Raw genomic sequence first — 24498 nt, 5'->3', positions numbered from 1 at the left:
CTTTTGCGCTAAGATAGAATTATATGATAATAGCTGTGATCAGGAGAAGTACGTCCATTGAAGACAATTGCCAGAGAGAATAACCGAGAAAGGGACACCCTTTCGGGCTGGGAGTTATTCATTTGTCCGGGGCAGAACATGCGCCTGTGAGCTGCACGGTTGAATGACCTTTTTAAGGCTCATTAGATCGCGCCGGGAACGTCGCCGTTAATGATGCCAAGTGGAATGAAGAAATTCTGCCGTTTGTTACAATAGCGGCTCATTTGATTCGTTCAAGCAGAGTGGAACCGCGGTTAAACGTCTCTGCAGCATTATGCTGCAGGGGCGTTTTTTGTCTAAATATAAGCAAAAATAATTTTCATACAATACTCTTTGTCTTATATTTCTACGAGATAACAAACCAAGCGAACACTCACAGCATATGTATGATAAGGATGATGGGCCTGGAGACAATACCTTTCTTGTGTACCTGTAAACAGGAGATAAGGAAGTTAAGAAGAGAGGAACCGTGATGTTTAAGCATATTAAGTCGGACATTCGGGCGGTATTTGATAACGATCCTGCTGCCCGCAGCTGGTTCGAGGTTGTCTTCACATATGCCGGCTTGCACGCCATTTGGGGTCACCGGATCGCCCACTCTTTTTTCAAACGCCGCTGGTATACAATGGCTCGTATGGTTTCGCAGTTTAGCAGATTTATGACTGGTGTTGAGATCCATCCCGGAGCTGTCATCGGAAATAGGCTGTTTATTGACCATGGTATGGGGATAGTTATCGGAGAAACCTGCGAAATCGGTGATGATGTTATAATCTATCAAGGGGTTACGCTTGGAGGAACCGGAAAAGAAAAAGGTAAGCGACATCCCACGGTTGGCAACAATGTAGTTATTGGTTCCGGTGCGAAGGTTTTAGGATCTTTTCGTATTGGTGACAATTCAAATATAGGTTCGAATGCTGTTGTGTTGCGTGAAGTGCCTAACAACAGTACAGTAGTAGGGAATCCAGGTCGTGTGGTAAAACGTAATGGAGAACGGGTATCCGATCGGCTCGATCATACGAAGATGCCTGACCCGCTTGTCGATTCACTGCGGTTTTTGCAGAAAGAAATCGAAGAAATTAGGGAAAAGCTTGGCGCAGAAGATAAACAAAAAACCGCACAGCGGATAGCAGAAGCACAGCAGTATATTGGTGACTATGAAATTTAAGCATCCCGGTATTAAGGAATCCGGAAGAACAGAAAGGGCTGGAATAAGGATGGCTTTACAAATATATAACACAATGACACGCAGCAAGGAGCAGTTTGTGCCCCAGGAGCCGGGCAAAGTTAAGATGTATGTGTGTGGTCCAACCGTTTATGGATATATGCATATCGGAAATGCTAGACCTATAATTGTTTTTGATATGGTCCGGAATTACTTGGAGCAGTTAGGTAATGAGGTGCGTTATGTTACGAATTTCACGGATGTTGATGATAAACTGATTCGCAAAGCCGAAGAAATGAACACTACTGTAGCAGAGGTAGCGGAAACTTTCATTGCTGCTTACCGTGAGGATCTGGAAGGGCTTGGTGTTAAACCGGCAACCTTGAATCCCCGTGTAACGGAAAGCATGGAGCTGATTATTGGATTTATTAAAGAGCTTGAGGAAAAAGGATTCGCATACGAAAGCGGTGGCGATGTATATTACCGCACTTCAAAATTTGAAGACTACGGTAAATTATCTCGTCAGAATCTGGATGAGCTGCAGTTTGGTATCCGTGTTGAGGTGGACTCACGTAAGGAAAAACCGGAGGATTTTGTGCTTTGGAAAGCAGCCAAACCTGGTGAAGTGCACTGGAGTAGCCCTTGGGGAGACGGACGTCCCGGCTGGCATATTGAATGCTCGGCTATGGCGCGGGAGTTCTTGGGGGATACGATCGATATCCATGGTGGTGGACAAGATTTGCAGTTCCCGCATCATGAATGCGAATGCGCTCAGACTGAAGCTCTGACTGGTAAACCACTCTCTAATTACTGGATGCATAATGGATTTATCAACATTGGTGATGAGAAAATGTCGAAATCGCTCGGTAATGGCTGGCTTGTAAAAGACATCCGTGAGCGTTTTAAAGCAGGAGCTATCCGCTATTTCATGCTATCGACCCATTACCGCAACCCGTTGAATTTCTCAGAGGAATCTATGACTTCCGCCGAAAAGAGCGTTGAACGGATCACGCTTGCAGAGAGTAACGTTAAACATCGGCTTGAACTCGCTGCTGATGGTGCTCAAGGTGAGGTCAACTCAGAGATTAATGATAAGCTGTCGGCTATAGTGGCCAATTTCCATGCTAGAATGCAGGATGACTTTAATACGCCTGATGCGATCACGGCTATGTTCGATTGGGTGAGCCTGGCAAACCATACGCTTGCGAATAACGAGGCTGCTCCTGCTGATTTTGCTGCATTACTGCAAGCCTTTGGCGAAATGAATGCTGTGCTGCGTTTGACGCCTGAACTGGAAGAGGAAATTGCAAGTGAAGAAGTTGAACGGTTGATCGCCGAGCGGGTAGAAGCTCGTAAGAATAAGAATTGGAGCCGGTCTGACGAGATCCGTGATGAATTAGGCCGCTTGGGCATATTGCTTGAGGATACTCCACAAGGAATGCGGTGGCGTCGTAAATGAGTGAGGAACGCAAGTTTGATAACGGATGGTTTCCTTATGAGCCTTCCAAACCTGCGCGACTACTTTCGCCTATTGTTCTAGCTTATGTAGGAGATGCTATCTATGAGGTGGCTGTTCGCCAGTATTTAGTATCTCTTCCGAATTTGCGTCCGAACCATTTGCATCGTTCTGCTACAGGGCTGGTATCCGCTAAAGCACAGTGTGCAATTCTGAACTTTTTGGAGCCTAGTCTCACGGAAGAGGAGAAGGATGTCGCCCGTCAGGGGAGAAATGCGAAATCGGGAAGTGTTCCTAAGAATGCGGATGTGCTTGAATACCGTCATGCTACAGCTTTTGAGTGCTTGATTGGTTACTTGTACTACACAGGACAACAGGAGAGAATAGAAGAAATTGTGCACAAGGGTATACAGTTTATGTTGAAACAGCCGTGATAGGCTTTGGCGAAATAGAAAATAGGAGAAGTGAACATGGAAGAAGAATTGAAGACTGAAGAGGAAATATTGGCAGGGAAGCATTCTGTGCTTGAAGCGCTTCGTGCTGGTCGTACATTAAATAAAATATGGATCGCAGAGACAGCCCAGAAGCATCTGACAGCACCCATCGTTGCCGAAGCCCGGAAAGCTGGAATTGTCATTCAGCATGTGGACAAGCGTAAGCTGGATCAACTGGCACCAGGTGTGCAGCATCAAGGGGTGGTTGCACAAGCAGCACCATTTGCCTATGTTGAAGTGGATGATTTGTTAGCTATAGCAGAAGCCAAAGGAGAACCGGCATTCCTTATTTTGCTTGATGAAATTGAAGATCCTCATAACCTGGGCTCGATTCTGCGGACGGCGGATTGCACTGGAGTACATGGGGTAATCGTACCTAAACGCCGTTCGGCTCAGATAACTGCGACCGTGTCCAAAACATCCGCGGGTGCTGTGGAGTATGTTCCGGTTGCCCGGGTTACAAACCTGGGTCAGACCATTGACCGTCTAAAAGAGCAGGGAGTCTGGGTAGTAGGAACAGACGTGGATACCGATCAGAATCTATACCAATCCGATATTTTCACGGGTCCGGTAGCTGTTGTAATCGGCAATGAGAATAAAGGAATGGGACGCCTGATTCGTGAAAAATGTGATGTGCTTCTTAAGCTGCCGATGGCCGGAAAGATCAATTCATTAAATGCCTCTGTCGCCGCAGGAGTCATTATGTATGAAGTGATACGCCGCCGGCAACAGCAGGGATAGCTATGGCCGACTGGCGCGATGTGCTGCTTGTGGATGGATATAACATGATCGGTGGCTGGCCGGAACTTGTGGCACTGTCCCAGATTGGTATGCAGGAAGCACGCGACCGCTTGATGGATTTGCTGGCAGATTACCAGGCTTTCTCTGGACGAAGAGTTATTGCTGTTTTTGATGCATACCGTGTTCCGGGGTTGGGAAGGTCTTTTGTCCAGGGTAAGGTCCAGGTGTACTTCACCAAGGAAAAAGAAACCGCAGATGAATGCATTGAGCGACTGGTTGGGGAATATAGCAATCGGCGCCGGCAGATCTATGTGGCTACGAGTGATTTTATAGAGCAGCATATTATTTTTGCACAAGGTGCATTGCGAATTTCGGCAAGGGAATTGCATCTGGAAATTGAAGAGAATCAAAAACAAGTAAAAAAAGCTATCGAACCTGGCGGTGTCAGTTCTACTCGTCATTCTTTGGAAGACAAACTGCCTCCCGATGTGCGCAGTAAGCTGGAAAAATGGCGCAGGCAGTGAGATCGAGGAAGAATCAGGAAATATTTTATTCCAATTTATGCTATTCTAGATTGATTTTGGACAAACTCCGGTTGACGGTGGAAGGTAACATAATATATACTGATCCTATATTTCGCGAAGTAACGATGTGTCTTGCGTTGCAGCCGGGGGGATTCTTGGTGAGTGTCGACCTCAAGGAAATAATGCTGTCTGAGTATGATTTCATAAGTGATGAAGATATTGTCGAGGCTTTCCGTGGTGGCGACAGTGGCGCATTAGAACACTTGATTAATAAATACCGTAACTTTGTACGTGCTAAAGCCCGCTCTTATTTCTTGATCGGGGCAGACCGTGAAGATATTGTACAAGAAGGAATGATTGGTCTATACAAGGCTATTCGTGACTTTAAAGGTGACAAGCTCTCTTCATTTAAGGCTTTTGCTGAGCTCTGCATTACACGACAGATTATAACGGCTATTAAGACGGCCACTCGTCAGAAACATATTCCGCTGAACTCTTATGTTTCCTTGGACAAGCCCATTTATGACGAAGATTCTGATAGAACACTTATGGATGTCATTTGTGGAACACAGGTTCTAGATCCAGAAGAGCTAATTATTAATCAAGAAGAATTCATTGGTCTTGAAGATAAGATGGCGGAGATTCTAAGTGACTTGGAGCGCAAGGTTCTGATGTTGTATTTAGACGGAAGATCCTATCAAGAGATTGCTGAAGATCTTAAGCGGCATGTGAAGTCTATTGATAACGCTCTACAACGAGTAAAAAGGAAATTAGAAAGATATCTAGAAGTACGTGACAATTGATGATATAATGAACAAGAGAGGGCTCGGACATCGAGTTCTTTTTTTTAGTCTTTTTGAAATCACTCGGATAGAATTAGGTGCTTGCACCATAAATTTCTATTTGAGCCGATTTTAGTCGTTGCCGTTGAAGGTAGGTTTATACACAGACGGAATACCCCATAATGGTAAGGAAGACAGCGAAGTGTGAGGAAGAGATAGACCCAAAGACAGGGTACGGCCATATGACTACTAAACCCGGAATTACCCAGTGCAGAACGGAATTCTTTCGTTGACACAGACCTTGACATTATGCTAAAGTGTTTTAGGTAGGCCTAAATTCGCGGCTTTTTTTTAGGATCAATATTTGCGTCTTCTAATGTGAATTAGAAGGACGTCTCGGGAGGTGCACATCATGCGGGTAATTATCACTTTGGCTTGTACAAGTTGCAAACAAAGAAACTATGCGACTACCAAAAACAAGCGAAATCACCCCGACCGCATGGAGATGAAGAAATTTTGCAAGTATTGTAACTCGCAAACTCCTCATCGCGAAACCAGATAGTCTGTGGAGGTGTAGTCGGCATGAAACGTAGTTTCAAGTCTATGTTTTCCTTTTTCACTGAGAGCTGGAGTGAACTCAAAAAGGTTCGCTGGCCAAGTCGTAAAGAATTGACCAACTATACATTGATCGTTCTCGGTACGATTGTAGTTGTCGCTATTTACTTCTGGGTTCTGGACATCGGTATTTCCGCTGTGATTGAAGCGATTATTTAGAGAGGTCCCAGGTGGCTTGATATGGAAAAAAGATGGTATGTCGTTCATACCTATTCTGGGTATGAGAATAAGGTCAAAGCCAATTTGGAAAAGCGCGTTGAGTCCATGGGCATGGAAGACAAAATATTCCGCGTTCTTGTTCCTATGGAAGAAGAAATCGTAAACAAAGACGGTAAGAAAAAAACCGTTATGCGTAAAGTTTACCCCGGATATGTTTTGGTGGAAATGGTTCAGACTGATGATTCCTGGTATGTTGTCCGCAATACTCCGGGCGTTACTGGATTTGTTGGTTCGACAGGCTCAGGGTCTAAACCAACAGCTTTGCTTCCGGAAGAGGTAGAACAAATTCTGAAGCATATGGGCATGGTTGAACCTAAAGCGAAGATTGATTTCGAAATCAAGGAATCCGTACGTATTATGGTTGGTCCGTTTGCGAATTTTGTGGGCTCCGTGGAAGAAATTTTGGCTGACAAGAGCAAGATCAAAGTGCATGTTAACATGTTTGGACGGGAAACCCCGCTAGAGTTGGATTTCACTCAAGTGGAGAAAATATAACATAAGCTAGGGTTTCTTGTGGGAGAGCGCTATTGGCGTTCGAAGACCACTATTTTTGCAAGGAGGTGTCACTCATGGCTAAAAAAGTTATTAAAATGGTGAAACTGCAGATTCCTGCAGGGAAAGCGAATCCAGCGCCTCCAGTAGGTCCGGCGTTAGGTCAAGCAGGTGTCAACATCATGGCATTCTGTAAGGAATTTAATGCTCGTACTGCCGACCAGGCTGGCTTGATCATTCCGGTTGAAATTACAGTATTTGAAGACCGTTCCTTTACTTTCATCACTAAAACTCCTCCGGCTGCTGTTCTGCTTCGCATCGCTGCTAAAGTAGAAAAAGGATCCGGCGAACCAAACAAGAAAAAAGTAGCAAAAATCGGCCGCGCTGCGGTACGTGAAATTGCTGAAACAAAAATGCCTGACCTTAACGCTGCAACTGTTGAAGCTGCAATGCGTATGGTTGAAGGTACTGCCCGCAGTATGGGTATCACAATCGAAGACTAGTAGTTTTCGAAGAATCGGTCATTCGTGACCCGCAAGTATGTGGGAGGAATTTCCGCTAACACCACAAAGGAGGAACATTTTCATGGCTAAACATGGTAAGAAATACCAAGAAGCTGCTAAGCTGATCAACAGCGAAGCAACTTACGAGCCTTCAGAAGCTGTAGAGCTTGTGAAAAAGGCAGCGACTGCTAAGTTCGACGAAACCGTTGAAGCAGCAGTTCGTCTGGGTGTAGACCCGCGTAAACAAGACCAAGCAGTTCGTGGTGTTGTTGTCCTGCCTCACGGCACTGGTAAAACACAACGCGTGCTTGTATTTGCAAAAGGTGAAAAAGCGAAAGAGGCAGAAGCTGCTGGCGCTGATTTTGTTGGTGATCAAGACATGATCAACAAAATTCAACAAGGCTGGTTTGAATTTGATGTCTGTGTAGCTACACCTGATATGATGAGTGAAGTCGGTAAACTGGGTCGTCTGCTTGGTGGTAAAGGTCTTATGCCTAACCCTAAAGCTGGCACAGTTACATTCGATGTTTCCAAGGCTGTGCAAGAAATCAAAGCCGGTAAAATCGAATACCGTCTCGACAAAGCAGGTCAAATTCACGCGCCAATCGGCAAAGTGTCCTTTGATGCTGCACAATTGAACGATAACCTTAAAGCTCTTATCGACGCTTTGAACCGTGCGAAACCAGCTGCTGCTAAAGGTGTATACCTTAAAGGCATCTCGATTTCTTCCACAATGGGTCCTAGCGCTCGTGTGAACACAACCGTCTTCAGATAATTAAGGGTTGACTCTTTGAGTCAATTTTGATAATCTATAACAGTTGTGAAACTTAAGGTATCAATCTTAACCTTGAATATGCTTACCGTAGACAGTAGGTGCCTTAGGGCTTAATTTCCTACCGAGGTGTTGTGATAGAAACAAGAAGTAACGAGCTCGCTCGTATAACTTTCGTTTTATCAAGCCTTCGTGATTCTGCGGAGGCTTTTCTACTGCCTGCGTAGGAGCGGTGAAGCTTTCCTTGGAAAGAACGCCGACACATAAATTTTCAGGAGGTGTATACATTGGCAAATGCAAAAGTAATTCAAGCAAAACAAGACGCGGTTGACGTCGTTACTGCAAAACTGCAAAACAGTCTTTCGACTGTTGTAGCTGACTACCGTGGATTGAACGTTTCCCAAGTGACTGAACTGCGTAAGCAACTTCGTGAAGCTGGCGTTGAGTTTCAAGTCCTGAAGAACACATTGCTACGTCGCGCAACTGCTGCGGCTGAGTTGAGTGAATTGGATGAAGTTTTGACTGGTCCAACAGCTATCGCATTCAGCACAACTGATGCAGTAGCACCAGCTAAAATTTTGAACGATTTCGCCAAGAAAAACGACGCTTTGAAATTGAAAGGCGGCGTAGTTGAAGGTCGTGTCATTGACGCGGAACAACTGAAAGCACTGGCTGAGCTTCCATCCCGCGATGGTTTGCTGTCCATGCTGCTTAGCGTACTTCAAGCTCCAATGCGCAACTTCGCGCTTGCAGTTAAAGCTGTTGCTGAAAAAGAAGAACAAAGCGCGTAAGCCTTTGACTCTTGCAGCATAATCAATACCACAAATAAATTTAAATATAAAATGGAGGTTCAATCATGAGTAAAGAAGCAATCTTGGAAGCAATTAAAGGCATGAGCGTATTGGAACTGAACGACCTGGTTAAAGCAATTGAAGAAGAATTCGGCGTAACTGCAGCAGCTCCAGTAGCAGCTGGCGGTGCGGTAGCAGCAGTAGCTGAAGAGCAATCCGAATTTGACGTAATTTTGACAGGCGCTGGCGCTTCCAAAATCAACGTTATCAAAATCGTTCGCGAAATCACTGGTCTTGGCTTGAAAGAAGCTAAAGATCTTGTAGACAACGCACCAAAAGCAATCAAAGAAAAAGTAAGCAAAGACGAAGCCGAAGCTACTAAAGCAAAATTGGAAGAAGCAGGCGCAGCTGTAGAAGTGAAGTAATTCCTTCTATTACTGAAAACCCCTTGAACTTGTTCAAGGGGTTTGTTTTATAAATAGAGTTAGTAGGGCGTATATACCAACTGCTAACATAATAGGAAAGGGAGGAAAGAGATGTCGCAACATTATTATTCACAGCAGCCGGAAGTACGTCATGACAGACGTAGCATTGATACCGTACTAAGAGGCAAAAGCTTTCGTTTTACGAGCGATGCCGGTGTATTCTCTAAAGGAGACATCGATTACGGTAGCCGAGTTCTTATTGAAGCTATGATAATTCCGGACGGTTCAGCGGTGCTTGATGTAGGTTGTGGTTATGGGCCGATTGGCATAAGTGCAGCATACCTAGCTCCCAAAGGACATGTGACCATGATTGATATTAACAGTCGTGCGGTAGAACTGGCGCGTGAGAATGCTCAGCACAATGGAATCCGGAATGTTACGATAATGGAAAGCGATGTGCTCGGCGCATTGAATGATCAGCAGAAGTTCGATGTGATTCTAACTAATCCTCCGATTCGTGCAGGAAAAGCTGTAGTGCATAAGATTTTTGAAGATGCGTATGAACATTTAAATGAGGGTGGCTATCTGTGGATTGTGATTCAGAAGAAGCAGGGTGCTCCATCCGCAGTGGCAAAACTAGAAAGCTTGTTCTCAATGGTGGAAGAAGTAGGGAAAGACAAAGGCTATCGTATTATTAAAGCGCAAAAATAAAATACAATAGGTTATTGACATGTGATAGTGATAATGGTATTATTATAAAATGTCAGTATTAAGATAGGCTCCATGTCTTTAGTTTGCTGAAATGTCAAGCAATATATTGTCGCCCGGCTAGCGCATGCCGCACGGCAAGTTTTTGCGAGTTGGTTGTCTATGCTCTAACGCAGCGAATGCTGCGTGGTAATAGATAATAGCGCATAAACTATTGCTTGGTGACGTATAATATGTACGTTTTGGGCAAATCTACTTGATAAGGAGTATTTTGGTCATGGATAAATGCGCTCTTTTTTCGAAGATTTCGATAAGGGCTTTTCTTTTATTTATGACTGAATCCTTGTAGTATGGTTCCATTATACGGTTCCAAACAAGGGTTCGCAATCAATTTTTAAGTGAGTAGACATGAGGGGTGAGTAAAGTTGGCAGGACATCTTGTTCAGTATGGTCGACGCACTCGGCGGAGCTATGCGAGAATTAACGAGGTACTCGAGGTCCCGAACCTGATCGAGATCCAACAAAAATCTTATGATTGGTTTTTGGAGGAAGGATTGCGGGAAATGTTTCAGGACATCTCGCCGATCCAGGATTTCACAGGTAATTTGGTACTAGAGTTCATTGATTACAGCCTGGGTGAACCGAAATATACGGTTGACGACGCTAAAGAGCGGGACGTAACGTATGCGGCTCCTCTGCGTGTAAAGGTGCGGCTCATTAATAAAGAGACCGGTGAGGTTAAAGAGCAGGAAGTGTTCATGGGAGATTTCCCGCTGATGACGGAGACCGGCACTTTTATTATTAATGGTGCGGAACGGGTTATTGTCAGCCAGTTGGTTCGCTCTCCAAGCGTCTATTTCAGCACAAAAGTGGATAAGAACGGCAAAAAAACCTACACCGCCACAGTAATCCCGAACCGCGGAGCCTGGTTGGAACTTGAAACCGATGCTAAGGACATTATGTATGTTCGTATCGATCGGACTCGTAAAATTCCTGTTACCGTACTTTTGCGTGCTCTCGGTTTCGGTAGTGATGCCGAAATTCTGGAATTGCTTGGCAATGATGAATATATTCGCAATACGCTGGATAAAGACAACACGGACTCCACGGAGAAGGCGCTTATTGAAATTTATGAGCGTTTGCGTCCGGGCGAACCGCCGACACTAGACAATGCCAAAAGTTTGCTGGTTGCGCGTTTCTTTGATCCAAAACGCTACGACCTAGCTAACGTAGGCCGTTACAAAATCAATAAAAAGCTACACATTAAGAACCGTCTTTTCAATCAACGTCTTGCTCAGCCTTTGGTTGATGACTCTACTGGAGAAATCCTGGCAGAATCCGGCCAAATGGTCGATCGTAGATTGCTTGATGAATTGATTCCATATTTCGAAAAAAATGTTGCCTTTAAAAACTACCGCGTTACTGGCGGAGTTATGGACAGCGAAGATATTCCTCTTCAAACAATTGACGTATTCTCGCCAATTGAAGAAGGCCGGGTTATTAAGCTGATCGCTAACGGCAACATCGACAAATCTGTTAAGCATATTACTCAAGCTGATATTATATCCTCGATCAGCTACTTTATTAATTTGCTTCACGGAATTGGCAATACCGATGATATCGACCACTTGGGTAACCGTCGTCTGCGTTCTGTAGGTGAACTCTTGCAGAATCAGTTCCGTATCGGTTTGTCCCGGATGGAACGTGTTGTACGTGAAAGAATGTCGATTCAGGATGCTAATGCGATTACGCCTCAGGCTCTGATCAACATTCGTCCGGTCATCGCGTCTATTAAAGAGTTCTTCGGTAGCTCCCAGCTGTCTCAATTTATGGATCAGACGAACCCGCTTGCGGAACTTACGCATAAACGTCGTCTGTCCGCCCTCGGACCTGGTGGTTTGACACGTGAACGCGCGGGCTTTGAAGTTCGTGACGTCCATCACAGTCACTACGGTCGGATGTGTCCAATTGAAACGCCGGAAGGTCCAAACATCGGGTTGATCAACTCCTTGTCCACCTTTGCCCGCATCAATGAATACGGCTTTATTGAAGCTCCGTATCGTTGGGTGGATCCGAAGACTGGTAAGGTGACTGAGCAAATTGACTATCTGACTGCTGATGAGGAAGATAATTATGTAGTTGCTCAGGCTAACGTGTTGATCGAAGAAGATGGCACCTTTAAAGAAGACATGGTAATCGTTCGTTACAACAAAGACTCAGACAACATTACAACGATGCCAAGTAATCGTGTCGATTACATGGACGTTTCGCCTAAACAGGTTGTATCTGTCGCTACGGCGCTCATTCCGTTCCTTGAGAACGATGACTCCAACCGCGCACTGATGGGATCTAACATGCAACGTCAAGCCGTTCCGCTTCTAATTCCAAAAGCTCCGCTGGTCGGAACAGGGATGGAACATAAATCCGCTAAGGATTCTGGCGTATGTATCGTTTCCAAGTATGACGGTATTATCGAACGTTCTTCAGCTAATGAAATTTGGCTGCGTCGCGTTGAGACTGTCGAAGGCAAGGAAGTTAAAGGCGATATCGTTAAATATAAATTACACAAATTTATGCGTTCTAACCAAGGTACCTGTATTAACCAACGTCCTCTAGCTAAAAGAGGGGACATTGTTAAGAAGGGTGATATCCTGGCAGACGGTCCTTCCACAGAAATGGGCGAACTTGCTCTTGGCCGTAACGTAGTCGTTGCGTTCATGACTTGGGAAGGTTACAACTATGAGGATGCGATCCTGTTAAGTGAAAAGCTGGTTAAGGAAGATGTATATACTTCGATTCATATCGAAGAATACGAATCTGAAGCTCGCGATACTAAACTGGGACCTGAAGAAATTACGCGCGATATTCCGAACGTCGGCGAAGAAGCTCTGCGCAATCTTGATGAGCGCGGAATCATCCGTATCGGTGCGGAAATCAGCGCTGGTGACATTCTGGTTGGTAAGGTTACTCCTAAGGGTGTGACTGAACTGACAGCAGAAGAACGTCTCCTGCACGCTATCTTTGGTGAGAAAGCTCGTGAAGTACGGGATACCTCTTTACGCGTTCCTCATGGTAGTGATGGTATTATCGTGGACGTTAAAGTCTTTACACGTGAGAACGGCGATGAGCTGCCTCCTGGTGTAAATCAATTAGTTCGTGTCTACATCGCTCAGAAACGTAAGATTTCTGAGGGTGACAAGATGGCCGGACGTCACGGTAACAAGGGTGTCGTTGCCCGTATCCTGCCAGAAGAAGATATGCCGTTCCTTCCGGACGGTACGCCAGTACAGGTTGTTCTTAACCCTCTGGGCGTTCCTTCTCGTATGAACATCGGACAGGTGCTTGAGGTCCATATTGGTATGGCCGCATTGCGTCTGGGAATTCACATTGCAACGCCGGTATTTGACGGAGCGCGTGAGTACGACGTGTTTGATACGATGGAAGAAGCAGGTATGCAGCGTAATGGTAAAACTGTACTGTATGATGGCCGTACAGGTGAACGCTTCGAACGTGAAGTTACTGTTGGTGTCATGCACATGATCAAACTGGCGCACATGGTTGATGATAAGATTCACGCCCGTTCAACAGGACCTTACTCACTAGTTACGCAGCAACCATTGGGTGGTAAAGCTCAATTTGGTGGACAGCGTTTCGGGGAGATGGAAGTGTGGGCGCTTGAAGCTTACGGTGCTGCATATACATTGCAAGAAATTTTGACCGTGAAATCCGATGACGTGGTTGGTCGCGTGAAGACGTACGAATCCATTGTCAAAGGTGAAAATGTACCGGAACCAGGTGTTCCTGAGTCGTTCAAGGTATTGATCAAAGAACTGCAGTCCCTGGGTATGGATGTTAAGATTCTTAGCGGTGACGAGCAGGAAATTGAAATGAGAGAATTGGACGATGAGGACGAGACGTCAGGCGACAAACTAAGCCTCAATTTAGAAGGTTCAGAAGTCGGAGTAGAATAATCAAGCTGGAGCTTAAAAGTTCCATTTTATAAAGGACCGCACGCCCTCTTTTGATGTAACAGTCAGGAGAGGGCAAAGCGGTACTAAATCAGGATTAGGTTAAGGAGGGTTGCTCCTTGTTGGACGTTAACAATTTTGAATTTATGAAAATCGGACTCGCTTCTCCGGAGAAGATTCGTTCATGGTCCCGCGGAGAAGTTAAGAAACCGGAAACCATTAACTATCGTACATTGAAACCGGAAAAAGAGGGTCTTTTCTGTGAGCGTATCTTTGGACCACAAAAAGACTGGGAATGTCATTGCGGTAAATACAAACGTGTCCGTTATAAGGGCGTAGTCTGCGACCGTTGTGGCGTTGAGGTTACCCGTGCTAAAGTTCGTCGTGAACGTATGGGTCACATTGAATTGGCTGCTCCGGTATCTCATATCTGGTATTTCAAAGGTATCCCAAGCCGCATGGGGCTTGCACTAGATATGTCTCCAAGATCACTTGAAGAAATTATCTATTTCGCATCTTATGTTGTAACGGATCCAGGTGAAACTCCACTGGAAAAGAAACAACTTCTGTCCGAGAAAGAATATCGTAGCTACCGTGAAAAATACGGTTACGGGTTCCAAGCCGGCATGGGTGCTGAAGCTGTTAAAAAGCTTCTTCAAGATATCGACATCGATAAAGAGCTGGAATTCCTCAAAGAAGAACTGCGTACGGCCCAAGGCCAACGCCGTAACCGGGCGATCAAACGTCTGGAAGTCATTGAAGCATTCCGTAACTCCGGCAACAAGCCTGATTGGATGATCATGGATGTTCTTCCGGTTATTCCTCCGGAGCTTCGTCCGATGGTTCAGTTGGATGGTGGCCGTTTTGCTACGTCCGATTTGAATGATCTCTATCGCCGTGTTATTAACCGGAACAACCGTCTGAAAAGACTGCTTGATCTCGGTGCTCCTGACATTATCGTGCAGAACGAGAAACGGATGCTCCAGGAAGCTGTCGATGCTCTCATCGATAACGGCCGTCGGGGACGTCCGGTAACCGGTCCTGGTAACCGTCCGCTTAAATCGCTCAGCCATATGCTGAAAGGTAAACAAGGACGTTTCCGCCAGAACTTGCTCGGTAAACGGGTTGACTACTCTGGACGTTCCGTTATCGTTGTAGGACCGTACCTCAAGATGTATCAGTGCGGACTTCCTAAGAAAATGGCGCTAGAATTGTTCAAGCCTTTTGTTATGAAAGAATTGGTTAATAAGGGCCTTGCCCACAACATAAAGAGCGCGAAACGTAAAGTTGAACGCGTAAGTCCTGAAGTTTGGGATGTACTCGAAGAAGTAATTAGAGAACACCCAGTGCTTCTAAACCGCGCACCAACACTTCACCGTCTCGGTATTCAAGCATTTGAACCGATTTTGGTGGAAGGTCATGCTATTCGTCTTCACCCACTCGTATGTACGGCGTACAATGCCGACTTTGACGGTGACCAAATGGCGGTGCACGTTCCTCTGTCTGCAGAAGCTCAAGCGGAAGCACGCATTCTCATGCTTGCATCTGGTAATATCTTGAACCCTAAAGACGGTAAGCCAGTTGTAACACCTTCCCAGGATATGGTCCTTGGTACTTTCTACTTGACCATGGATAACAAGGAAGAAAAGGGTAGTGGTATGATTCTGCGTACCGTTAACGAAGCTGTATCAGCTTACCAACGCGGAACTGCAGGACTTCATGCTCGTGTTGCTATTCCGGCTAAAGCACTTGGCAAAACATGCTTTACGGAAGAACAACAAAATGCAATGTTGATTACTACGATCGGTAAGATCATCTTTAATGAAATCTACCCAAGTAGTTTCCCTTATATCAACGAAGCAACCAAAACCAACTTGCTGCACGGCACACCAGAGAAATACTTTATCTACGAAAAAGGCGCGAACATTCGCGAGCTGATTGAATCCGCTCCAGAAGCCAGTGCTGTAGGTAAAGAATATCTGGGTCTGATAATTGCTCGTTGTTTTGAAACTTATCACACAACCAAAACTTCTATGATTTTGGATAAAATTAAACAGCTCGGATTCACTTACTCCACACGTTCTGGTGTTACAGTTGCCGTGTCGGACGTTATTGTTCCTGAGGAAAAGGTTACCATCCTGAAAGAGTCTGAAGCTAAGGTTGATGTGGTTGCTAACCAATATCGCCGTGGTTTGATCACCAATGACGAACGGTATGACCGTGTTATTGAGATCTGGTCGAAGACTAAGGATGATCTTACGAACATCCTGCTTAAGTCGATGGACCGTTTCAACTCTATCATGCTCATGGTTGACTCTAAAGCGCGTGGTAACAAATCGCAGATCACTCAGCTGGGTGGTATGCGTGGTCTGATGGCAACACCTTCAGGTCGGATTTTCGAATTGCCAATCAAGGCGAACTTCCGTGAAGGTCTTACCGTCTTGGAGTACTTTATCTCCACTCACGGAGCGCGTAAAGGTCTTGCCGATACCGCACTTCGTACCGCTGACTCAGGGTATCTGACACGTCGTCTTGTTGACGTTGCCCAGGACGTTATTGTCCGTGAAGAAGATTGTGGAACCGATAAAGGCTTCACAGTTAGTCGTATTCAGGATGGTAAAGAGGTTATCGAGGATCTGTATGACCGTATTGAAGGTCGTTACTGCTTCGAAACTGTTCGTCACCCAGAAACAGGCGAAATCATTGTTCACCGCAATGATTTGATTGACTCCGATAAAGCGGAGGCAATTGTAAACGCAGGTGTAACTAAGCTGCAAATTCGTTCTGTACTGAGCTGCCGTGCCCGTCATGGTGTTTGTAAGAAATGTTACGGACGTAACTTGGCAACTGGTAAACACGTTGAGATTGGTGAAGCAGTTGGTATTATTGCCGCACAATCTATCGGTGAACCAGGAACCCAGCTTACAATGCGTACGTTCCATACCGGCGGTGTTGCCGGTGATGACATCACTCAAGGTTTGCCGCGTATTCAGGAGTTGTTTGAAGCTCGTAACCCTAAAGGTCAAGCTACAATCAGTGAGATCGATGGCGTAATCAAGGAAATCCGTGAAACCAAAGACCGTCGCGAAATCGAGGTTCAAGGTGAAGCAGAATCCAAGACTTATTCCATAACTTATGGTTCACGTCTACGTGTTAGCGAAGGCCAAGAAATCGAAGCCGGCGATGAGCTGACAGACGGTTCGATTGACCCTAAAGAAATGCTGCGTATCAAAGGGATCCGTGGGGTACAAAACTACATTCTGCAAGAAGTACAGCGTGTATACCGTAACCAAGGCGTTGAGATCAATGATAAGCACATTGAAGTTATGATCAAGCAAATGCTTCGGAAGATCCGTATTATTGACGCAGGTGACACAAGTCTGTTGCCAGGTGCATTTGCGGATATTCATGAGTACGAAGGTGCTAACAAGGAAGCTATCTTGTCTGGTAAAGAGCCTGCTGTTGCTAAACCAGTCTTGCTCGGTATTACCAAGGCGTCTCTTGAAACTGATTCCTTCTTGTCAGCTGCATCATTCCAAGAAACTACTCGTGTCCTAACAGACGCTGCTATCAAAGGTAAAGTAGATAAGTTGCTTGGACTTAAAGAAAATGTTATTATCGGTAAGTTGATTCCTGCAGGTACTGGGATGAACCGTTACCGTAACGTTAAGCTAAGTGATCCAAATGCAGAAAGCGAACTTGAATCATTAGAGACGGTTCCTGCTGAATAAATTAGCAATCATGGTAGTGTGCTCATGTCATACCTACTCATAGGTGTGGCATGAGTGTTCTGCTGTGTATAATTTCTATAAAAATTGTTGCTGAATTTCTTGACACCATCTATTGATAATGCTAAAATGTCTAAGGTGCGTGAGTAGCCATGTTATCCTTGTTCATTGGAGGTAAAGAGAATGACTGATGATAGAGGACTACAGGATGCTCAGGTCAAGATCGGTACCAAACAAACCGTCAAGGCGGTAGAGTTGGGCCTAGCCGCAGAAGTCTATGTGGCAGAGGACGGAGATCAAAGGCTTACTTCCAGGATAGTTTTGCTTTGTAACAAACAAGGTGTTAAGATCACATATGTGGATACGATGCTGAATTTGGGCAAGGCCTGCGGAATAGAAGTTGGCGCTGCGATGGCAGCCGTCTTAAAACAATAGCTACAGAAATGTTTTTGTACTGGGGTGAACACCAGCGGCAAGAACTTTTCATTTGTCTTTTTATGAACCGCCTGGGTCTGTGGGCTTAGAGTTCTTAAATCGACTATCATTTCAGGAAGGGGGTGGCAACAACATGCCAACAATTAACCAATTGGTTCGTAAAGGCCGTCAAGCCAAAATCGAAAAATCTAAATCTCCCGCTCTTCAAAAAGGGTATAACGCCCTCAAGCGTGAGGCTACAAATTTGAGCGCTCCGCAAAAACGCGGTGTGTGCACTCGTGTAGGCACAATGACTCCACGTAAACCAAACTCAGCGCTTCGTAAATATGCCCGTGTTCGTTTGACGAACCGTCTCGAGGTAACAGCTTATATCCCGGGTATCGGACATAACTTACAAGAGCACAGTGTTGTATTACTTCGCGGAGGTAAAGTAAAGGACCTTGCAGGGGTTCGTTACCATATCGTTCGTGGTGCTTTGGATACAGCAGGTGTAGCTAACCGGATGCAAGCTCGTTCTAAATACGGTGCAAAACGTCCTAAAGCTAAGAAGTAAGATAACAATATCTGAATAATAAACATTTAAGAAAGGGGGATATCCATGCCACGCAAAGGTCCAGTTACAAAGAGAGACGTATTGCCAGATCCGTTGTATAATAGCAAGTTGGTTACTCGTTTGATTAACCGCATTATGCTGGGTGGTAAAAGAGGTGTCGCTCAAAGCATTCTGTACAATTCATTCAAATTGATTGAAGAACGTACGGGTAAAGATCCGATGGAAGTTTTCGAAGCTGCCATCAAGAATATCATGCCGGTTTTGGAAGTCAAAGCTCGTCGTGTCGGTGGTGCTAACTATCAAGTACCTATCGAGGTTAAACCGGAGAGACGTACTGCTCTGGGATTACGTTGGCTCGTAAACTACTCTCGCAACCGCGGTGAGAAGACTATGGAAGAGCGTTTGGCGGCTGAGATCATCGACGCTTCCAACAACACAGGCGCTTCTGTTAAGAAACGTGAAGATACACACAAAATGGCTGAAGCAAACAAAGCGTTCGCTCACTACCGTTGGTAGGATAAAGGTCATTCAAATAACTTATATTTTGAAGGGAGATCCATTTCATGGCTAGAGAGTTCTCCTTAAAAAATACACGTAACATCGGGATCATGGCGCATATTGATGCTGGTAAAACAACTACCACAGAGCGGATTCTTTTCTATACAGGCCGTACGCACAAAATCGGTGAAGTTCACGAGGGTGCTGCTACAATGGACTGGATGGAGCAAGAACAAGAGCGCGGAATCACGATTACGTCCGCTGCTACGACTGCTGCGTGGAAAGGTCACCGCATCAATATCATTGATACCCCAGGACACGTTGACTTCACTGTTGAAGTTGAACGTTCCCTGCGTGTATTGGATGGGGCAGTTGGTGTATTTAGTGCAAAAGAGGGCGTTGAGCCTCAGTCTGAAACCGTATGGAGACAGGCTGACCGTTATAACGTTCCCCGGATTGCATATGTAAACAAAATGGACATTATCGGTGCGGATTTCCTTAACGTAATCGAAACTATGCGTGATCGCCTTCAAGCCAATGCAGTTGCTATTCAATTGCCAATTGGTGCAGAAAGTGATTTCACTGGTATTATCGACCTAGTTGAGCAAAAAGCACACATGTTCAGAGATGATCTGGGCCAAAACATCGAAGTAACGGATATTCCGGAAGAATATTTGGCCAAAGTTGAGGAGCTGCGTCTCGAGTTGATCGAGAAAGTTGCTGAACTTGATGAGGATCTGACTATGAAGTATTTGGAAGGCGAAGAAATTACAATTCCGGAAATTAAAGCTGCAATTCGCAAAGGCGTAGTTGAAGTTAAATTGTTCCCTGTAATTGCTGGATCTTCCTACCGAAACAAAGGGATTCAGCTTATGCTGGATGCTGTTGTTGATTACTTGCCATCTCCTCTTGACGTTCCAGCTATTACTGGACATCTTGATGACGGTACAGAAGCTGTTCGTCACTCTTCGGATGAAGAGCCGTTTGCAGCTTTGGCATTTAAAATCATGACAGACCCTTATGTTGGTAAACTTACGTTCTTCCGTGTTTACTCAGGCGTACTTGAGTCCGGATCATACGTAGTTAATGCAACTAAGAACAAGCGTGAACGTATTGGTCGTATCCTTCAAATGCATGCGAACAGCCGTCAAGAAATTTCCATCGTGTATTCTGGCGACATCGCAGCTGCTGTTGGTTTGAAAGATACCAGTACAGGTGATACACTGTGTGATGAGAAGAATCCAGTAATTCTGGAATCAATGAACTTCCCTGATCCAGTTATCGAGATCGCTGTTGAACCAAAAACTAAAGCTGACCAAGATAAAATGGGTGTTGCTCTCGGAAAGTTGACTGAAGAGGATCCAACTCTTCGTGCTCACACTGATGAAGAAACAGGCCAAACAATCCTGGCTGGTATGGGTGAACTTCACTTGGACATCATCATCGACCGTATGCGTCGTGAGTTCAAAGTAGAAACCAATGTGGGTAAACCACAGGTTGCTTACCGCGAAACGTTCAAGGCACCTGCTCGCGTCGAAGGTAAATTTGTACGCCAATCTGGTGGTCGTGGTCAATACGGTCACGTATGGGTTGAATTTGAACCCCTCGAACCAGGTACTGGTAGCAAATTCGAAAGTAAAGTTGTGGGTGGCTCGGTTCCTAGAGAGTACATCGCTCCTGCACTTGCGGGTATTGAAGAACAAATGAAAAACGGCGTACTTGCTGGCTTCCCGCTAGTAGACGTTAAAGCTACCATCGTAGATGGTTCTTATCATGATGTCGATTCCAACGAAATGGCATTTAAAATTGCCGGTTCGATGGCACTCAAAGCAGCTAAAGACAAGTGTAAGCCTGTCCTGCTTGAGCCAATCATGAAAGTAGAAGTAACTGTTCCTGAGGAATATATGGGTGATGTAATGGGTATGCTGAACTCCCGCCGTGGCCGTATCGAAGGTATGGATTCCCGTGGTGGAGCGCAAATTATCCGTGCTAAGGTGCCTCTTTCCGAAATGTTCGGATACTCTACAACACTTCGTTCTGGTACACAAGGACGTGGCGTATTCTCAATGGAGCTTTCTCACTATGAAGAAGTTCCTAAATCCATTGCGGAAGAGATCGCTGCAAAGAACAAAGGCGCTGAATAATTACCAGTTTTAACTTGCCGTCCCGGGTATAAACACTCAGTCATCTAAGATTACACGTATGCGGGCGGCTCAAATATAAGGAACCCCACATTAAGGAGGAACTGTTCAAATGGCAAAGGCAAAGTTTGAACGTAACAAACCGCACGTTAACATCGGTACTATTGGTCACGTCGACCATGGTAAAACGACTCTGACTGCTGCAATCACTACTGTATTGTCCAAAACTTACGGTGGCGCAGCTATCGCATTCGATCAAATCGACAAAGCTCCTGAAGAGCGCGAACGTGGTATCACAATTTCCACTTCCCACGTTGAATATGAAACTCCTAACCGTCACTACGCTCACGTAGACTGCCCTGGTCACGCCGACTATGTTAAAAACATGATCACTGGCGCAGCGCAAATGGACGGAGCTATCCTGGTTGTATCCGCAGCTGATGGCCCAATGCCACAAACTCGCGAGCACATCCTGTTGTCCCGTCAAGTAGGCGTTCCTTACATCGTTGTCTTCTTGAACAAATGCGACATGGTTGAAGACGAAGAGTTGTTGGAATTGGTTGAAATGGAAGTTCGCGACTTGCTTAGCGAGTATGACTTCCCAGGCGACGATACTCCAATCATCCGTGGTTCTGCTCGTGAAGCTCTGCAAAACCCAGATGGCGATTACGCTAAAAAAATCATCGAAATGTTTGAAACAATCGATGAGTACATTCCACTTCCTGAGCGTCAAACTGACAAGCCTTTCTTGATGCCTGTCGAAGACGTATTCTCCATCACTGGCCGCGGTACTGTGGCAACTGGTCGCGTAGAACGCGGAACAGTTAAAGTCGGAGAAGAAATCGAAATCGTTGGTATTCATGAAGATACTAAGAAATCCGTAGTTACGGGCGTAGAAATGTTCCGTAAATTGCTGGATTCCGCTCAAGCTGGGGACAACATCGGAGCATTGCTTCGTGGTGTTGACCGTAACATGATCGAGCGTGGCCAAGTATTGGCTAAGCCGAACTCCGTTAAACCACACACTGAGTTCACTGCTCAAATTTACGTTCTGACAAAAGAAGAAGGTGGCCGTCACAAGCCTTTCTTCACTGGATACCGTCCACAGTTCTACTTCCGTACAACTGACGTAACTGGTATCATCAACTTGCCAGAAGGTACTGAAATGGTTATGCCTGGTGATAACATCTCCGTAACCGTACAACTGATCTCCCCAATCGCTATTGAAGAAGGTACTAAATTCTCCATTCGCGAAGGTGGCCGTACAGTTGGTGCTGGTAGCGTAGCTTCTATCCAAAAATAATAATTCGACTTCTATCTGCGGGTAGATTCCGAATTACAAACACCCCTGATTCTTCTTGCGGAGAATCAGGGGCTTTTTTTTTTTTTTTGAGAAAGATTTATTATTCGACACCAATTGATAATAAAGCATAACAATATGATCTTTTTCTACATAATTCGTCAAATTACAACAATCGATTGTTTACAATTATACTAATCTTAGAGTAAAATGAAGGAGGTATAATAATGTAAAATAATAGGAGTTGTGGGAGGGTGTTAATATGGGGAAATGTCCTTTTTCCTTCATGCATGCGTTAACTGCACGTAATAATAATGTGGATTCTCCTGCCTCTCGTTCCTTAGACTTCAAGGATCAGAATCATTCTGTTGCGGAGTCTTTTCATAAACTGGAAGGACATGGCGAACTTAACGAGCAGATGAGGATGATTGATCTGACTGAAGCAGATCTGAACTTACTACGCAGGGTGAAACCTGTTGTTGAGCAGAATATAGACTATATCATTGATCAATTTTACAATTCTGTATTAGGTGTAAATAAACTCGAAGCTATTATTTTGGAACATAGCAGTATAGATAGGTTAAAAACTACTCTGCGTGGTCATATCCTAGAGATTTTTAATGGAAAGGTTGACGATGAGTACATAGCAAAGCGTCTAATGATCGCTAATATTCATAAAAGAGTAGGACTTGAGCCTAAATGGTACTTATCTGCTTTTCAGAATCTTCAGAACGTATTTATACGCGTTATATATAATGAAACAAACGATGACATTATACGCCTTCGAGTGGTTCAGACGGTGACTAAACTGCTTAATCTCGAGCAGCAATTGGTGCTAGAAGAATATGAGAAGGAGAATATAAGAGAGAAGGAGGAGCAATATTTATTAGTGAAAAATGAATTGAAACAAAAAATTTCAGAGTTTAGCGTTGAACTGATAGATTATAGCATCGATACTAATGCTGCTGTGAAGCAGCTAGTGGCAAGCAGCAATGAAGTAAGTAGAACATTCCAACGTACGGCTTCATCCGCTCTGGAGTCACAGGGATTAGCTGCAGATGGGCATGAACACTTGGACGATTTGACTGAGCAAATTAATCTCATATATCAGACCACCAGTGAGATGGAAGACTCGATCATTGAGTTAAGCGATTCCTCTAAACAAATTCAAAAAATTGTGAACTCAGTAAGGGAAATTGCTGATCAGACTAAAATCCTCTCACTTAATGCAACGATTGAAGCCGCAAGAGCTGGTGAGCATGGTAGAGGGTTTAGTGTGGTTGCTCAAGAAGTTAGCCGGCTTGCGGAGGATACTAAGAATACTGTGATTCAGATCGTAGAGCTAACAAATAAATCAGGACTCCTCACTCAGCAGGTTGTAGAAGAGATTCGTAAGGTGCAGGACTTAACTAAGAATGGGAAACACCAATCGGTCGAGACTAGTCTTTTGTTCTCTGATATTGTAGACGCTATGCGTAGCAGTACACAGGAGATTGTAATAGTGGAAGAAGAAATAAGAACCTTAATCCAAACCATTGAGGGGATCGGAACTGCAACGGCTCAGACTGCTTCCTCCGCAGAGATTTTTAAGTCTGCGACAGAGAATCTTTAACATATATATAGTAGAAGAACAGCGCATGAAAAAAATATGCGTTGTTTTTCTATTTTTGCTTGCAATACTGCTGCCTATTATATATAATAATAAATGTTGTTCTGAGACGTTGCGATGATGTGAGAGGTTACTGACACACCCGGCCCCTTTGCCATGGGGACGAGGTCAGAAAATTTTCACGGAGTATGTCCGATACCAAATTGGGCGATAGAAGGAGGGACTAAAATGGCAAAGCAAAAAATTCGTATTCGCTTGAAAGCATACGACCACAGAATTCTTGATCAATCCGCTGAGAAGATTGTTGAAACAGCAAAACGTTCGGGTGCAGGTGTGTCCGGGCCGATTCCGTTACCAACTGAGAAGCAAATCATTACTATTCTCCGTGCGGTACACAAGTACAAGGATTCCCGTGAACAGTTTGAACAACGGACTCACAAACGTTTGATCGATATTGTGAACCCAACACCACAAACTGTGGATGCCTTGATGCGCTTGGATCTACCGTCCGGTGTAGATATCGAAATCAAATTGTAATTCTAT

Annotated in this window: 23 protein-coding genes and 1 other annotated feature; all 23 genes read left to right on the top strand. The window is 44.8% G+C overall.

Annotated features, from left to right (window positions below; genetic code table 11):
• Positions 1-511: 511 nt before the first annotated feature.
• Entirely contained in the window at positions 512-1204 is a 693-nt protein-coding gene (gene cysE, locus NSS82_RS32130; protein WP_036680489.1) for a serine O-acetyltransferase, read from the top strand.
• 49 nt (positions 1205-1253) lie between these two features.
• The gene (cysS, locus tag NSS82_RS32125) at positions 1254-2660 is read left to right on the top strand and encodes a cysteine--tRNA ligase (protein ID WP_076225059.1); all 1407 of its coding nucleotides are present in this window, start codon (positions 1254-1256) and stop codon (positions 2658-2660) included.
• Entirely contained in the window at positions 2657-3091 is a 435-nt protein-coding gene (locus NSS82_RS32120; protein WP_038573467.1) for a Mini-ribonuclease 3, read from the top strand. Before cysS ends, NSS82_RS32120 begins: the two co-directional genes overlap by 4 nt.
• 36 nt (positions 3092-3127) lie before the next feature.
• Positions 3128-3892, top strand: coding sequence for a 23S rRNA (guanosine(2251)-2'-O)-methyltransferase RlmB (gene rlmB, locus NSS82_RS32115; RefSeq protein ID WP_076105935.1), 765 nt, complete (start codon positions 3128-3130; stop codon positions 3890-3892).
• A 2-nt stretch (positions 3893-3894) separates the two neighbouring features.
• A complete protein-coding gene (locus tag NSS82_RS32110) occupies positions 3895-4416 on the top strand; it encodes an NYN domain-containing protein (RefSeq protein WP_036680494.1) in 522 nt (173 codons plus the stop codon).
• Positions 4417-4574: 158 nt separating this feature from the next.
• The gene (sigH, locus tag NSS82_RS32105) at positions 4575-5219 is read left to right on the top strand and encodes an RNA polymerase sporulation sigma factor SigH (protein WP_036680496.1); all 645 of its coding nucleotides are present in this window, start codon (positions 4575-4577) and stop codon (positions 5217-5219) included.
• A 391-nt stretch (positions 5220-5610) separates the two neighbouring features.
• Entirely contained in the window at positions 5611-5760 is a 150-nt protein-coding gene (rpmG, locus tag NSS82_RS32100) for a 50S ribosomal protein L33 (RefSeq protein WP_076099620.1), read from the top strand.
• Positions 5761-5780: 20 nt separating this feature from the next.
• On the top strand, positions 5781-5972 hold the full coding sequence (gene secE, locus NSS82_RS32095; protein WP_036680497.1) for a preprotein translocase subunit SecE: 192 nt from the start codon (positions 5781-5783) through the stop codon (positions 5970-5972).
• Positions 5973-5993: 21 nt separating this feature from the next.
• Entirely contained in the window at positions 5994-6527 is a 534-nt protein-coding gene (gene nusG / locus NSS82_RS32090) for a transcription termination/antitermination protein NusG (protein ID WP_036680499.1), read from the top strand.
• 74 nt (positions 6528-6601) lie between these two features.
• Entirely contained in the window at positions 6602-7027 is a 426-nt protein-coding gene (gene rplK / locus NSS82_RS32085; RefSeq protein ID WP_036680502.1) for a 50S ribosomal protein L11, read from the top strand.
• Between the two features lie 82 nt (positions 7028-7109).
• A complete protein-coding gene (gene rplA / locus NSS82_RS32080) occupies positions 7110-7802 on the top strand; it encodes a 50S ribosomal protein L1 (RefSeq protein WP_036680504.1) in 693 nt (230 codons plus the stop codon).
• A gap of 67 nt (positions 7803-7869) precedes the next feature.
• Positions 7870-8022, top strand: a sequence feature (ribosomal protein L10 leader region).
• Between the two features lie 64 nt (positions 8023-8086).
• Entirely contained in the window at positions 8087-8590 is a 504-nt protein-coding gene (gene rplJ / locus NSS82_RS32075) for a 50S ribosomal protein L10 (protein ID WP_076099619.1), read from the top strand.
• Between the two features lie 65 nt (positions 8591-8655).
• Positions 8656-9015: a 50S ribosomal protein L7/L12 gene (gene rplL / locus NSS82_RS32070; RefSeq protein ID WP_036680508.1), complete on the top strand. Its 360-nt coding sequence runs from the start codon at positions 8656-8658 to the stop codon at positions 9013-9015.
• Positions 9016-9126: 111 nt separating this feature from the next.
• Positions 9127-9726, top strand: a complete 600-nt coding sequence (locus NSS82_RS32065) for a class I SAM-dependent methyltransferase (RefSeq protein WP_076099618.1) — start codon at positions 9127-9129, stop codon at positions 9724-9726.
• Between the two features lie 422 nt (positions 9727-10148).
• Positions 10149-13694, top strand: a complete 3546-nt coding sequence (rpoB, locus tag NSS82_RS32060) for a DNA-directed RNA polymerase subunit beta (protein ID WP_038573461.1) — start codon at positions 10149-10151, stop codon at positions 13692-13694.
• Positions 13695-13810: 116 nt separating this feature from the next.
• Positions 13811-17422 (top strand): DNA-directed RNA polymerase subunit beta', encoded by a 3612-nt coding sequence (rpoC, locus tag NSS82_RS32055; RefSeq protein WP_036680514.1) that lies wholly within the window; start codon positions 13811-13813, stop codon positions 17420-17422.
• 180 nt (positions 17423-17602) lie between these two features.
• A complete protein-coding gene (locus NSS82_RS32050; protein WP_038573459.1) occupies positions 17603-17854 on the top strand; it encodes a ribosomal L7Ae/L30e/S12e/Gadd45 family protein in 252 nt (83 codons plus the stop codon).
• 133 nt (positions 17855-17987) lie between these two features.
• On the top strand, positions 17988-18407 hold the full coding sequence (rpsL, locus tag NSS82_RS32045; RefSeq protein WP_036680518.1) for a 30S ribosomal protein S12: 420 nt from the start codon (positions 17988-17990) through the stop codon (positions 18405-18407).
• A 45-nt stretch (positions 18408-18452) separates the two neighbouring features.
• Positions 18453-18923: a 30S ribosomal protein S7 gene (gene rpsG / locus NSS82_RS32040; protein ID WP_036680520.1), complete on the top strand. Its 471-nt coding sequence runs from the start codon at positions 18453-18455 to the stop codon at positions 18921-18923.
• A 47-nt stretch (positions 18924-18970) separates the two neighbouring features.
• Positions 18971-21049, top strand: coding sequence for an elongation factor G (fusA, locus tag NSS82_RS32035; protein ID WP_036680521.1), 2079 nt, complete (start codon positions 18971-18973; stop codon positions 21047-21049).
• Between the two features lie 109 nt (positions 21050-21158).
• Positions 21159-22349 carry an elongation factor Tu gene (gene tuf, locus NSS82_RS32030; RefSeq protein WP_036680523.1) on the top strand — a complete coding sequence of 397 codons (1191 nt, stop codon included), beginning with the start codon at positions 21159-21161 and terminating at the stop codon, positions 22347-22349.
• A 259-nt stretch (positions 22350-22608) separates the two neighbouring features.
• Positions 22609-23958, top strand: a complete 1350-nt coding sequence (locus NSS82_RS32025; protein WP_341109927.1) for a globin-coupled sensor protein — start codon at positions 22609-22611, stop codon at positions 23956-23958.
• 225 nt (positions 23959-24183) lie between these two features.
• On the top strand, positions 24184-24492 hold the full coding sequence (gene rpsJ, locus NSS82_RS32020; protein WP_017692074.1) for a 30S ribosomal protein S10: 309 nt from the start codon (positions 24184-24186) through the stop codon (positions 24490-24492).
• Positions 24493-24498: the final 6 nt, after the last annotated feature.

Origin of the sequence: Paenibacillus sp. FSL H7-0735 (assembly GCF_038008505.1) — a bacterium.
Taxonomy (GTDB): Bacteria; Bacillota; Bacilli; order Paenibacillales; family Paenibacillaceae; genus Paenibacillus_AQ; species Paenibacillus_AQ odorifer.
The sequence above is the reverse complement of the archived record's forward strand: the minus strand, read 5'-3'. Positions and strand labels throughout refer to the sequence as shown.